The 12,942-nt window shown below is 43.0% G+C and carries 10 protein-coding genes; 6 read left to right on the top strand and 4 right to left on the bottom strand.

What is annotated here, in order from left to right:
* The 4 genes from DW173_RS05190 (at position 1) to DW173_RS05175 (ending at position 6,095) form a co-directional block, all read left to right on the top strand.
* Entirely contained in the window at positions 1–1,092 is a 1,092-nt protein-coding gene (locus DW173_RS05190) for a carboxypeptidase regulatory-like domain-containing protein (protein WP_117810010.1), read from the top strand.
* 26 nt (positions 1,093–1,118) lie between these two features.
* A complete protein-coding gene (locus tag DW173_RS05185) occupies positions 1,119–4,049 on the top strand; it encodes a tetratricopeptide repeat protein (RefSeq protein WP_120143955.1) in 2,931 nt (976 codons plus the stop codon).
* Positions 4,046–4,867, top strand: coding sequence for a hypothetical protein (locus DW173_RS05180; RefSeq protein ID WP_120143953.1), 822 nt, complete (start codon positions 4,046–4,048; stop codon positions 4,865–4,867). Before DW173_RS05185 ends, DW173_RS05180 begins: the two co-directional genes overlap by 4 nt.
* A 169-nt stretch (positions 4,868–5,036) precedes the next feature.
* Positions 5,037–6,095 carry a linear amide C-N hydrolase gene (locus DW173_RS05175; protein ID WP_120143951.1) on the top strand — a complete coding sequence of 353 codons (1,059 nt, stop codon included), beginning with the start codon at positions 5,037–5,039 and terminating at the stop codon, positions 6,093–6,095.
* A 113-nt stretch (positions 6,096–6,208) separates the two neighbouring features.
* Here the strand turns inward: DW173_RS05175 and DW173_RS05170 are convergent, their stop codons facing one another.
* Both DW173_RS05170 and aroC read right to left on the bottom strand, forming a co-directional pair.
* Entirely contained in the window at positions 6,209–7,573 is a 1,365-nt protein-coding gene (locus DW173_RS05170; RefSeq protein WP_087320529.1) for a dipeptidase, read from the bottom strand.
* Positions 7,573–8,649 carry a chorismate synthase gene (aroC, locus tag DW173_RS05165; protein ID WP_008024813.1) on the bottom strand — a complete coding sequence of 359 codons (1,077 nt, stop codon included), beginning with the start codon at positions 8,647–8,649 and terminating at the stop codon, positions 7,573–7,575. Before aroC ends, DW173_RS05170 begins: the two co-directional genes overlap by 1 nt.
* 162 nt (positions 8,650–8,811) lie before the next feature.
* Between aroC and DW173_RS05160 the strand changes: the two genes are divergently transcribed.
* Complete coding sequence (locus tag DW173_RS05160; protein ID WP_087320526.1) at positions 8,812–9,378, top strand: calycin-like domain-containing protein; 567 nt, start codon at positions 8,812–8,814, stop codon at positions 9,376–9,378.
* A gap of 104 nt (positions 9,379–9,482) precedes the next feature.
* Here DW173_RS05160 and DW173_RS05155 read toward each other — a convergent pair whose 3' ends face one another.
* Positions 9,483–10,268: a porin family protein gene (locus DW173_RS05155; RefSeq protein ID WP_008997271.1), complete on the bottom strand. Its 786-nt coding sequence runs from the start codon at positions 10,266–10,268 to the stop codon at positions 9,483–9,485.
* Between the two features lie 121 nt (positions 10,269–10,389).
* Positions 10,390–11,475 (bottom strand): PCMD domain-containing protein, encoded by a 1,086-nt coding sequence (locus DW173_RS05150; RefSeq protein WP_087320523.1) that lies wholly within the window; start codon positions 11,473–11,475, stop codon positions 10,390–10,392.
* Between the two features lie 133 nt (positions 11,476–11,608).
* Here DW173_RS05150 and DW173_RS05145 point away from each other — a divergent pair, with 133 nt between their 5' ends.
* Complete coding sequence (locus DW173_RS05145; protein ID WP_087320519.1) at positions 11,609–12,895, top strand: serine dehydratase subunit alpha family protein; 1,287 nt, start codon at positions 11,609–11,611, stop codon at positions 12,893–12,895.
* Positions 12,896–12,942: the final 47 nt, after the last annotated feature.

The following is a 12,942-nucleotide window of genomic DNA, read 5'->3' as shown; positions in this document are numbered from 1 at the left end:
ATGAAAAACGTGAAAGTCTTTATTGCTTCATCGGCAGAACTCGATGAAGATAAATTGCAGATGGACCTCTACTTTTCACAGAAAAATAAGGGATATAGGAAACGTGCCATTTGCTTCGAACAGCGTACCTGGCGTGATTTTCCCAGCTACCTTTCCGAGGAGCATTTGCAGAATAGGTATGATGATTACATTCGCCAATGTGATATTGTGATTTTTCTTTTCCACACTCGTTTGGGGCAATATACGCTACGCGAACTGCAAGTAGCTTTTGAACAAGTGAAGGCGAGTGGTGGTAAACGTCCCAAAATTTACATTTATGCTAAACGCGATGAGCATGGTACGGCACTACTAGAGAAACTAAAGCAATATAGTGAGCAAGAATATGGACACTTCTGTGATACTTATGCCGACTACAATGAATTGTTTCATCACTTTGACTATCAGTTAACGCAACTGGAAAACGAAGGTTTCATACGTCCCGATCCTGTAGACTTGCCACGCGTGAGACGTTTTGTACTGCTTTGTTTGCTGCCTGTGGTGATAGTGGCTCTCTTCTTGCTGGCCTATCAGTTGTGGCAACCTGTGACGTTTAGGGTCGAACTAAAGGAGAATATAGCTACCACACTGCCTTTCCGGGGAGCTACGCTTACGCTGAAGTATGCCGATGTAGTGGAAACCCGTGAACTGGCTACGTTGCAAGAGGTGGTGGAATTTGAAGGCATCAACCGCAAACATGCTTGGCTCGACGACTTCACGCTAAGTTTCAAAGCTAAGGGCTATATGGCTGTAGATACTACACTAAGTTACACCCATGTTTGCTCTCTGAACATCTGTCGTAATAATGATGCTGGCGTGCTGAAAGGGATAGTGACTGATGAAGAGAGGAGACCCGTAGCCGATGCTCATGTTCAGGTACTGGACTACTCTGCACAGACCGGAGCCGATGGCTCCTTCCTGATAGAGGTGCCATTATCGCAGCAAGCCATTAGTTATCGTCTCACAGTGATGAAAGAAGGCTTCGAAATCTGGGATTACAATGGGGTAGCTCCGTCGCCTACCGAGCAGATGCGCATAGCCTTGCGCAAAAAATAGTATAACCTTCAAACAATAGTGTACTCATGAAAAAAATCCTGCTTACAGTTGTGCTCTGTGTAGCTACTCTTTTGGTTGTACGTGCACAGAGTCAACGCGGTACTGTAGTAATACAAAATTCGGGCAAAAAAGCCTTGCCGCAAGTGAATATAGTGATAGAGGGGGCTACACCCACTACCAGTGATGCACGGGGGTGTTTTGAGGTACAACTACCCAATCATATAGAGGGGCAACGGCTGCTTATACAACAGATAGCCTATCGTGACTGGGTGGTGGTCAATCAACACATGGTGAACCAATGGGTATATGCACCTACTAAAAACTATCGGGTGGATATGTGTGCTAAAGAGGAGTATACAGCTAGAGTAGAGCAATTCTACCAAATAGGTAAAACCAATGCGAAGGCTAAGTACACTAGTGCCATGGCGCAGCTTAAACAACTCAAAGAGGAAGGTAAAGTGAGTAGCGACCGTTATATGCAGCGTCGGAAAGAGATACAAGCAGCCCTGAACAATGCGCAAGAAATGTTGGATTGTTATGTTCCCTTGTTAGTAGCTATTAATACAGATTATTTGGAGCCTATAGAGAAACAGGCACAGCAGCTAGTGACACAGGGAAAACTCGATGAGGCTATCGGCCTGTACGAAGGATTACAATTGGAAAAGAAGTTGGCGCATGACCTTAGCCTAAAGAAACAGTGGGATGAAGATATTGAAGACATGATACCCACCTTAGAACGATTTGCGCAAACATTGGTACTGCAAGGTGGTGAGGAGAGTTATCAAAAGGCGGGAAAGTTGTTTAAAATGATAGCCGACAGCAGCCCTACGCACATGAATCGTAATGCCGACTATGCGAACTTCGCTTATCATCAGAGAAACTTTACGGATGCCGAGATTTACTACAAGAAAGCGGTTGCACATAGCAAAATGCCCTATGATCTCTTGGATTGGTACACTAAGTTGGGGCTTATCTATGATGATGTGAACCGTTTGGACGAGAGCTTTGCTTATTTTAACAAAGCGATACAGGTGCTTGATAAGCTACCTAGAAACATGTTGGCTACAGCAGAACTTGCCGTAAACCTCAATATCAATTTCTCGGTTCTACTCCTTAAGATAGTGCGTAAAAGTGCAGATAACGAAAAAAAGAAGGGGTGCCAATTGGCACTTAATATGCTTAAGGAGGCTGTGAATATCCTGTTAGCTCTGGGACCTACGCAGATGCAAGATTACGAATCGAAACTCATGGTTTGTTATCAAGACATGGCTGTTTTCTATAGAATAATTGACGACAAGAAAGGACTGGCACAAGTTCAAGCGGGTATCGACAAACTCAATATGACTAGTGCGGAAGCCGATACACAACTAGACTATTGGGTGTCAAAGGTAAATCATGCTCACTACAATCAAAAATATGCCGAGATGTTGGCTGCTTGTCAGAAAGCTGATGAGGTTGTAGAAAAATTGTATCGTAACAATCCCCGTCAGTATAAGATAGAGCGTATCACTGTCTATCAGTTGTTGGCTGCCGCCTACTATGAGTTAGACCGGTATGTTGAGGCGGTGAGCGTTGATGAAGAGGGATTGGCTATTTTCAATACCCTTCCTGACGAGGAGAAAGATATGCAGCGTGAACTCTATTATAACTTATATTACAATCTTTATCAGTGCTACTATTACACCCAACAGTATAATGAAGCTTATGATGCTATTGAAAAAATCCATCCATATTTGAAGATTGAGGAGCCGCAATATGCTGTAAGTATATGGTTTACAGCTCTCAATGCTGCTTATAATTTGGGACGTTATGAAATTTTGGAATATGGAAAAGAGATTCTCGAAACTCTTAAAGTGTGTCAAGATAATAAGACTTTTTATTCAAAGGTCAATGCTTGTTATGCTTTGCTGGGGGCACTCTTTTTTAATATCGGTCATGTCGATACAGCTCTTCATTTCTACAACCTTAGCGATCAGTGCGCTACTCAGCACGGACATACGCGTATGTTGGCTTACAATAAACTCAACCGTTTGTCACTTAGTCTTATGTGTCATCGGGCGCAGGAAGTTATTGCCAGTGCTCCGGCTATAGCAAACGAATTAAAGAAACGGCAGGCCAATGACGACAGTTTTGCACAGTTGAAGTATGTTCAAATGATGGCTCACATGATGCTGGGGCAATGGGACGAAGCTAAGCGCATCTCGCAACTCATGAATCAGATGCCGGCGCAAGACGTTGCAGCCGGACGTGCTCGCTCATCGTTGGCACAGGCAGTATTATGTATGAACATCAAACAGGAGGCGAAATCCTACTTTGACCGCTTCGCGGCCGAGGTCGAGGATGTGCGCAGGTATAGCCTCTTTAGTTATTATGAGTTGATGTCTGATTACTATTTTTTGTGTCTCTATTATGCTATACAAGACAAACAATATAAACAGGCTAATGATATAATTTCTAAACTGTCCGATGTTGTGAATGGTTTGACCGAGGAATCTCCTATTCGAGGTGCCTATATGCAAATACTGTTGCTGAATAAATGTGGAGACTTGGCTTACTTCACTCACCAATATCACAAGACTCTTGATGCATACGAAAATGCTATCTCTTCATTTTATGAATATCATGCAAACTCAAATGTGCAATGTTATACTTATATGTATGGTTGGGTGTCGTCATTACTACTAGATAATGACTTTTATAAAACAGAACAAACCATGCGGCAGATGAAAACTGCTCGTCAGGGATTCATTCAACAGGCTTTTATGCTGGCACTTTACGCTTTACATACTGATGTCGAGGCGGGTAAGGAACTGGTAGCTCATCTCAAAACTCGTAAGCTGCGTGGAAGTGAAGAATATTATGCTCCTGTTTTGTTGCTTTATGGTAAACAGATGAAAGACCATATAAATCAAGACTATCAACCCACACTTAATCTACTTATTCAATTGTTGTCATGAAAAAGTTTTTGTTGTTTGCTTTCTGTGGGTTATGTGGCTTTAGTATCCATGCTCAAGTTACGCTCAAGGGCGTGGCGGTGAAAATGAATTCTGCCTTTACTCCTGTAGAAGGGGTAGAGGTTGTTATGCAGGGTAGTGTGCCTACTCTCACCGATGGGGCAGGTACTTTTATACTGAAACTACCTCAAATGGAACCGGGCGATCTTCTTTTCGACATTCGCATTAGTAAACAGGGGATGGAAATCGTTAATCTCAAAGAGGTGGAACAGTGGGTGGCAAGCGAAGATATACTCTATAAAGTAGTACTTTGCCCGAAAGGATATATTGAGCAGAGTAGACGTAAATTTTATAACATTGGTAAAAGTCATTATCAGCGAGAGTATGAACGTAAACTACAGGAACTTCGTGTGACACGTGAGTTGCAGCAAGCAGATGCTACTGCTTTTGAACAAGAAATGGCACAACTCAATCAGGAGTATGACAAGCGTATGAAGTTGCTGGATTACTATGCCGATAAGTTTGCGCGTATTAACAAGGACGAATTATCAGCTATGGAGCGGCAAGCGTTGGCATTAGTGGAGAAGGGTGACATTGATGGTGCTATACACATCTATGAGGCATCGGGCATTGTGGAGCAATTTAGTAATAAGGTGGCGCAACGTGATTCATTGCAACAGTCATTGCAAACTACTCGTAAGCTCATTAAACAGCAATTAATGTGGTACGAAAAGGAGGGGGGAAGCGCATCTCAAGAAAAAGCTATCCAGCTTAAGCAGGCATTACAACAATTAGAGGAAAAGTACAAACAGAATGAATAAGAAAGAAAATGCTTCCTGCGATGATAGCTATCATGCGTCGAAAACCAAGAACTTCTTTCCTTATTGAATCAATTCCTTTTTTTCATTAAAATCCTCTTTCTTGTGAGCAATAATTGTGGCATATTTGTTATTTATAAATGAGAGTATCAATTATTTAAATAGAAAGAATATGAAGAAAGGATTAGTAGGAGTTGCATTGGTGTTGGCTACCGTCTCTTGGGGGAGTATACAGCCTGTGGAAGCATGTACGCGTGCAGTGTACATAGGTCCTGACCAGATGGTGATAACGGGGCGTACCATGGACTGGAAAGAAGATATCATGACGAATATCTATGTGTTTCCACGTGGTATTCAGCGTGCGGGACATAACAAGGATAAAACGGTGAACTGGACTGTCAAATACGGAAGTGTAATTGCCACAGGATATGATATTGGTACTTGCGATGGAATGAATGAGAAAGGATTGGTGGCGAGCCTGCTTTTCTTGCCGGAATCTATTTACTCTCTTCCCGGTGATACCCGTCCGGCAATGGGAATCAGCATTTGGACACAGTACGTACTCGATAACTTTGCTACGGTACGCGAAGCCGTGGATGAACTGAAAAAAGAGACTTTCCGGATTGATGCTCCCCGTATGCCGAATGGGGGACCGGAATCTACCTTACATCTGGCTATAACCGATGAAACAGGAAATACGGCTGTATTGGAATATCTGGATGGAAAATTAAGTATTCACGAAGGGAAAGAATACCGGGTGATGACAAATTCTCCCCGATATGACTATCAGTTGGCTATTAATGATTATTGGAAAGAAATTGGTGGCTTACAGATGCTACCGGGAACAAATCGTGCGAGTGACCGCTTTGTCAGGGCTTCTTTCTACATTCATGCCATTCCGCAAACTGCTGATGCAAAAATTGCAGTTCCCAGTGTATTGAGTGTGATGCGTAATGTTTCCGTGCCATTTGGTATTAATACGCCGGAAAAGCCTTATATTTCTTCTACCCGTTGGCGTTCCGTTTCCGATCAGAAAAATAAAGTGTATTATTTCGAATCTACTTTGACACCGAATATGTTTTGGCTGGACCTGAAGAAAATTGATTTTAGTCCGAAAGCAGGGATTAAGAAATTGTCTCTGACAAAGGGAGAGATTTATGCAGGTGATGCAGTGAAGGATTTGAAAGACAGTCAATCGTTTACTTTCCTTTTCCAGACTCCGGTCATGTAATTTGTTGGTATCTGTAAATATATAAAAAGAGCGGTGGACAGGTTTGTAATCAAACACTTGTCCATCGCTCTTTTTTATATACCGTTTATAATTAGACTTTTTGTCTGTCCGCTTTATCGTCTGGCGTATTCTTGATGAAATTCAATGACTGCCTCTATCCCTTTACGGAAAATATCCAGTGAAAAGTTTTCGTTTGGTGAATGGATGGCGTCTGATTCCAAACCGAATCCCATCAATACAGTTTTGATTCCCAATACTTGTTCAAAAGTAGAAATGATAGGAATACTACCACCACGGCGTACTGCCAGCGGTTTCTTTCCGAAAGCAATTTCAAAGCCTTTTTCGGCAGCCTGATAAGCAGAAAGCGAAATCGGGCATACGTATCCTTGTCCTCCATGCATTGGAGTCACTTTCACCTGAACAGTTTCCGGAGCAATGCTTGAAATATACTCTGCAAACATCTGCGAAATCTTATGATGATCCTGATGCGGAACCAACCGGCAGGAAACTTTGGCATACGCCTTTGAAGGAAGTACGGTTTTAGAACCTTCTCCCGTATATCCGCCCCAAATGCCACATACGTCAAAAGACGGACGACAGCTGTTACGTTCCAATGTGCTGTATCCTTTTTCTCCGAAAAGCTCTTTTACGCCGATTGCTTCTTTGTATTTCTTTTCGTCAAAAGGAATATGCGCAATCATTTCCCGTTCGGCTTGCGGAACTTCTTCCACATCGTCATAGAATCCGGGAACGGTAATCCGTCCGTCGGCATCCGTCACCTTACTGATAATCTGGCAAAGTGTGTTGATGGGATTAGCCACCGCACCGCCGAAATGTCCGGAATGTAAGTCCCGGTTCGGTCCGGTCACTTCTATTTCCCAATAAGCCAGTCCGCGAAGACCGGTTGTTAAAGACGGAAGTTCAGCTCCCAGCATACTCGTATCCGAGACAAGGATGACATCTGCTTTCAGTAACTCTTTGTGTTCTTCGCAGAAAGCCTCCAGGCTGGGTGAGCCTATTTCTTCTTCACCTTCGAAGATGAATTTTACATTATTCTTCAGTAAATCGTTTTTAAGCAGATACTCGAACGCCTTTACCTGGATGAATGATTGTCCTTTGTCGTCATCTGCTCCACGTGCCCAAATATATCCGTCCCGTATTTCCGGTTCGAACGGCTGGCTTTTCCAAAGCTCCAGCGGTTCGGTCGGCATTACATCGTAATGAGCATAAACCAATACAGTCTTTGCGTCCGGATCGACCATCTTTTGAGCGAAAACAATCGGATTACCCTTTGAGGGCATCACCAATGCTTCATCTGCTCCGGCTTCAAGTAACAACTGCGCCCAGCGTTCCGCACAAGCCAGCATATCATCGTGATGCTCCGGCAGAGCACTGATACTGGGGATGCGGATGAGGCTGAACAGGTCATTCATCATTTCTGGCTCGTGCGCTATTATGTATTTCTGAATTTCGTTCATTACAGTTGCGTCGTTTTATCCAGTAAGTAATAATCAAGTATAGTCATGGCGGCCATTGCTTCTACGATAGGCACGGCACGGGGCAGTACACAAGCGTCATGGCGTCCGCGTGCTTTCAGGGTGGTGTCGATACCATCAATGTTGACGGTTTCCTGTTCCATCAGCAACGTTGCAATCGGTTTGAATACTACACGGAAATAAATATCCTGACCATTACTCAATCCTCCCTGGATACCTCCGGAGTGGTTGGTATGTGTCTCGATGCGTCCGTTGTTATTATAGAAAACATCGTTCTGTTCGGAACCTTTCATTTTTAGTCCTTTGAATCCTTCGCCGTATTCGAATGCTTTGGCAGCGTTAATGCTTAACATGGCGTTACCCAAGGCAGCATGGAGTTTGCCGAAAACAGGTTGTCCAAGTCCGATGGGGCATCCCTTGATGACGCAGGTCAGTGTGCCACCGATGGTGTCGCCTTCTCCTTTCACCTTATATATAAGGTCTGCCATTTCTTTTGCTTTTTCCGGGTCCGGACAACGTACATCGTTTGTTTCTATCAAATCAAGATCGTAATCCGAGTAAGTACCCTCCAATTTGATAGGACCTACCTGCGAAGTATAGGCAGTGATATTGATACCCAGTTGACGAAGTGCTAACTTAGCCAATGCGCCGGCTACCACGCGCGAAATCGTTTCGCGTGCGGAAGAACGTCCGCCGCCACGGTGGTCACGGATTCCGTACTTCACTGTGTACGTGTAATCAGCGTGTGAAGGACGATATACATTTTTCAGATTGTTGTAGTCATTGGAGTGTTGGTTTTCATTCCAAACGATAAAACCAATAGGGCATCCGGTGGATTTCCCCTCAAAAATACCTGAAAGAAACTCAACTTTATCAGCTTCTTTACGTGCAGTGGTAAGAATGGATTGTCCCGGACGGCGACGATTAAGTTCTTGTTGTACAAATTCTTCGTCGATGACAATTCCTGCCGGAAATCCGTCAATCACTCCTCCAACTCCTTTTCCATGAGACTCACCGAAACTTGTGAGCCGAAAGATATTGCCAAATGAATTAAACATAGTTGTGGCTTTTTTAAAATTACTATATGCAAATATAACAAAGTTTTCGATAAGAAAGTTGTGAACTCGAAATATCTTCGAAAAAGGAAGCATATTGAACCTTTTTTCTTCTTTTTAGTTTATAAGGGACGAAATTTATTATAATAACTAAACCAAAGACGTATGAAAAAGAATCTATTGTATTTATTGGCATTGGTCTGCTCTCTTACTTTCTTTGCTGCTTGTAGCAGTGACGATGACGACAGTGATAACAAGAATAATGGGAATCCTCCTGAAGAGGAAGCTGTGATAACGGCTCCGGATGTAGTCGGAACGTATTGGGGAAATCTGGATATATCCATGATACCGGATGGTTCTGACCAGGAAATTGTCATAGGAGATGGAATAGAGAAGTTTATCACCCTATCGCAGGTCAGCAATACGGAGGTGAAGATTGAATTGAAGGAGTTTGAATTGTTCATCAATCAACAGATTCTGAAGTTTGGAGATATTGTTGTTGATAAGTGTGAAGTGAAGAAAGGGGAAGGTGTGTCTACATTTACCGGACAGCAAGACCTTACGTTTGAGGGAAATGCCGCTGCTTTGGGTACCTGTCCTGTAACTGTTACGGGAACGGTAGAAGATGGAAATGCAGACATGACCATTAACGTGAAAGTGCCTACATTGCAACAGACTGTAAAAGTGACCTATTCTGGAGTGAAACAGGTGGCGGAGTCTGGTGGAAATTAATTCCTTGTTCACCACAGATTACACAGATTAACACAGATTGATTTATAAGTCATAGACTATCAATATAAATAATCTGTGCTAATCTGTGTAATCTGTGGTGAGACTTAAAATGCGTACCCAAAACCTATATTCAAATAGATAGGATACATTGCAAAAGTGATTGTATTAAAATCGCTTTTAAATATATCGTTCAATCCCCAGGTGAGATCAGCATACACATTGAGGTGCTTGAAAGCTCGCCATCCGGCTCCCACCTGTAATCCCCACTGGAAATGTCTCAAGTCGTCCGAGAAATCGTAGGTTGCAATTTTGCCGTCGGTAAACTCTACTTTCGGACCGGTAGGATCATCCTCCCGCAAATATCCTTCGTACACATGACCTGAAAATTCTCTTGAAAGCAGATACGAGAAATAAGGTCCGGCTTTGATGTTCCATCGGTTACTTAGTTTGTAGGTAGCCATTAGAGGTATAGTCAGTCCGGCGGTATGTACTTTGGTTTTCACTCCGCCCGTCCATACTCCGCTGATTCTTTCACCTCCTTGTCCGAGAATTTCCATATTGTAATTTTTCACGGTGGCTTCGGTGGTCATTGCTTTGTTTTCGAGCCGGAGTCCGACTATGATTCCGAGTTTGTTCTGAACGGCAATCCATTTGGTTACTTCGCCCCCTATGCTGATGGCCAGTGTCGGGTTATATCCGTCAATCGAACGGATTTCTACCGGAAGGGGAAGCGGGGCTGTGCCGCCAATGCTGAAACCTGCTTTGATTTCATATTCCAGTCCGTGAAGGGCGGAACGGATCAGCGTTTCATTTCGGTCTACCTGTGAATAGCCAGGGAGAGCTATTCCTATACAGGCTAATAAACTGAATATATACGGATAGATTTTCATCATTATGGTTGTTATAAAGTTATTTAATTCCGTTCGTTTGATAATGTGCACGTTTTGTGTGGGTACATTGCTTGAGTGTATTATGAGGTATTGTTATGGAAAATCCTTCATCGAAATCCCGCTAATTTTCCGAGTGATAGATTAATTCGGCCTCGTCGATCAGTAATGTACTTCCGATTGCTCCGTTAAAATGATCTCCTTCCAGACTTGAGGTAAACACAATGGCTATATTATATTTCCCATCCCTTAGCTTCTCCTTATCAATGAATTTTCCGGGGAGAGTGGTGAAAGGAAGTTTAAAGTAAGTCCATTCGTTCGTTTCTTTGGCATTATTAATCCGTGCTGTTGAAACCAGGTTCGGACTGGTGAATGTATTTGTTCCGTCGAGAGTGGGAACAGATTCACTGGTTTCGTACATGATGGCATATATGTCACAGATGTCCCGTTTCCCGTTCACAGGTTTTCCTCCTTCTGTAAACTGATCTCCTGCTTTGTATTTATAATAACCAGCCAGATAAGTGGGTACATGCCGGAAAGGAAGGCCGAATTTAGTCGCTTTCAGTGGATTGCTCATTGCGTTACTCACATCGAAAGAACCAATAAACAGATTTCCTGCTGCAATAGGCATTCCTGCTATCTGACCGAAGAATCCGGTACTGCGTGTCACTAAGGAGAGGCATTTGCCGGCTTTTCCGTCCGTTATTTGGAAAGTGGGATAATCATCGGCTGTTTTGGCTACTCCGGTCATGGCATAACCCGCATTTCCGCTGGCCCATTCCATGACGACCTTATCTCTTTCGCGTTCTACAAATATGTAGTACTTCTTTCCGCCCAGTGTATCTTCGAAGTTATAGTTCGTGGCAAGTTCCGTGTCGATCACTGATACTGTATATGCTTTTTTCCAAATACCGTCGGCAGCTGTGACAGTATATTCCTGTGGGGTATTGAAATTTCGTTCTGTGCCGCTAAGTGGACTGATCGTAGCTCCTGGAGTCAATGTAAATTCAGGTTTGAGTTCTGAAATATCAGTTCCCGGACCGACAAAGATAGTTATGGAATTATTGTTAATAATAGGGCTGGTTGTCATGGCTACTCCCGGTAGTATACAACTTAATATGTCTGCTTCTGCATTGAGAGCTTCTTCGCGGATGCATGAAGAGGAAACAATAGCTAGTAGCAAATAGACAATTACGTGTTTTGCTTTCATTTTTCTATCAATTCTTTCTGTTAAAGTTTGGTATATGGGAGATTTTATAACAATATGAGATTTTATTTGTTCATTATAGAATGTTGGAAAAGAAAGAATTTCCTATTTTTGTGGAATCAAAACTTATAAGTCTATGACTGAATCAGAAAGAAGGCAAATTATAGAATTGATTAAGAAGGAGGTCATTCCGGCTATCGGATGTACGGAACCTATCGCAGTAGCACTTTGTGTAGCTAAAGCTGCCGAAACACTGGGAGCGAAACCGGAAAAGATAGAAGTCCTGTTAAGTGCTAATATATTAAAGAATGCCATGGGAGTCGGAATACCGGGAACGGGTATGGTCGGGCTTCCCATAGCGGTTGCTTTGGGTGCGTTGATTGGCAAATCAGATTATCAGTTGGAGGTATTGAGAGATTGTACGCCGGAAGCGGTGGAACAGGGAAAACTGTTTATCGCAGAAAAACGGATTTGTATTTCTCTAAAAGAAGATATTACGGAAAAGCTTTATATCGAAGTAATCTGTAAAACGGAAGATAAAACGGCTAAAGCCATCATTGCCGGTGGACATACTACCTTTATATATATAGCCAAAAATGAACAAACGTTGCTCGACAAGCAACAGACAGTCAGCGAGAAAGAGGAAGAGGCTTCGCCCGAACTAAACTTGCGTAAAGTATATGACTTTGCACTGACTGCTCCGCTGGATGAAATCCGTTTCATCCTTGACACAGCCCGTTTGAACAAAGCTGCTGCCGAACAAGCCTTTAAAGGTAACTACGGACATTCTTTAGGGAAAATGCTTCGGGGAACTTATGAACATAAAGTGATGGGGGATAGCGTGTTTTCTCATATCCTCTCTTATACGTCGGCTGCCTGCGACGCCCGTATGGCCGGTGCTATGATTCCTGTAATGAGTAATTCCGGCAGTGGTAATCAGGGGATATCCGCTACACTTCCTGTCGTTGTCTTTGCAGAAGAAAACGGAAAAAGTGAAGAAGAACTGATTCGTGCTTTAATGCTTAGCCATCTCACTGTTATATATATCAAACAAAGTTTGGGACGTCTGTCTGCTTTGTGTGGTTGTGTGGTAGCTGCCACAGGTTCCAGTTGTGGAATCACCTGGTTAATGGGAGGAAACTACAATCAGGTTGCTTTCGCTGTTCAAAACATGATTGCCAATCTGACAGGAATGATTTGTGACGGCGCAAAACCGAGTTGTGCTTTGAAGGTAACTACCGGAGTTTCGACAGCCGTACTGTCTGCCATGATGGCAATGGAAGACCGTTGTGTGACTTCCGTAGAAGGAATTATAGATGAAGATGTAGACCAAAGTATCCGTAACCTGACAAGAATCGGCTCGCAAGCCATGAACGAAACGGATAAAATGGTACTTGACATCATGACGCACAAAGGATGCTGATTTTAAGTATCAAGTATTAAGTATTAGGCATTAAGTATTAGCCGGAA

The sequence above is a fragment of the Bacteroides sp. AM16-13 genome, from assembly GCF_003602705.1.
GTDB classification, from domain to species: domain Bacteria; phylum Bacteroidota; class Bacteroidia; order Bacteroidales; family Bacteroidaceae; genus Bacteroides; species Bacteroides xylanisolvens.
The sequence above is the reverse complement of the archived record's forward strand: the minus strand, read 5'-3'. Positions and strand labels throughout refer to the sequence as shown.

Excerpts from the sequence above, each read along its gene's own strand:
- aroC (WP_008024813.1), bottom strand. The coding sequence starts at position 8,649 with ATGTTTAATTCATTTGGCAATATCTTTCGGCTCACAAGTTTCGGTGAG.
- DW173_RS05150 (WP_087320523.1), bottom strand. The coding sequence starts at position 11,475 with ATGAAAGCAAAACACGTAATTGTCTATTTGCTACTAGCTATTGTTTCC.
- DW173_RS05160 (WP_087320526.1), top strand. The coding sequence starts at position 8,812 with ATGAAAAAGAATCTATTGTATTTATTGGCATTGGTCTGCTCTCTTACT.
- DW173_RS05180 (WP_120143953.1), top strand. The coding sequence starts at position 4,046 with ATGAAAAAGTTTTTGTTGTTTGCTTTCTGTGGGTTATGTGGCTTTAGT.
- DW173_RS05155 (WP_008997271.1), bottom strand. The coding sequence starts at position 10,268 with ATGAAAATCTATCCGTATATATTCAGTTTATTAGCCTGTATAGGAATA.
- DW173_RS05185 (WP_120143955.1), top strand. The coding sequence starts at position 1,119 with ATGAAAAAAATCCTGCTTACAGTTGTGCTCTGTGTAGCTACTCTTTTG.
- DW173_RS05145 (WP_087320519.1), top strand. The coding sequence starts at position 11,609 with ATGACTGAATCAGAAAGAAGGCAAATTATAGAATTGATTAAGAAGGAG.
- DW173_RS05190 (WP_117810010.1), top strand. The coding sequence starts at position 1 with ATGAAAAACGTGAAAGTCTTTATTGCTTCATCGGCAGAACTCGATGAA.
- DW173_RS05175 (WP_120143951.1), top strand. The coding sequence starts at position 5,037 with ATGAAGAAAGGATTAGTAGGAGTTGCATTGGTGTTGGCTACCGTCTCT.
- DW173_RS05170 (WP_087320529.1), bottom strand. The coding sequence starts at position 7,573 with ATGAACGAAATTCAGAAATACATAATAGCGCACGAGCCAGAAATGATG.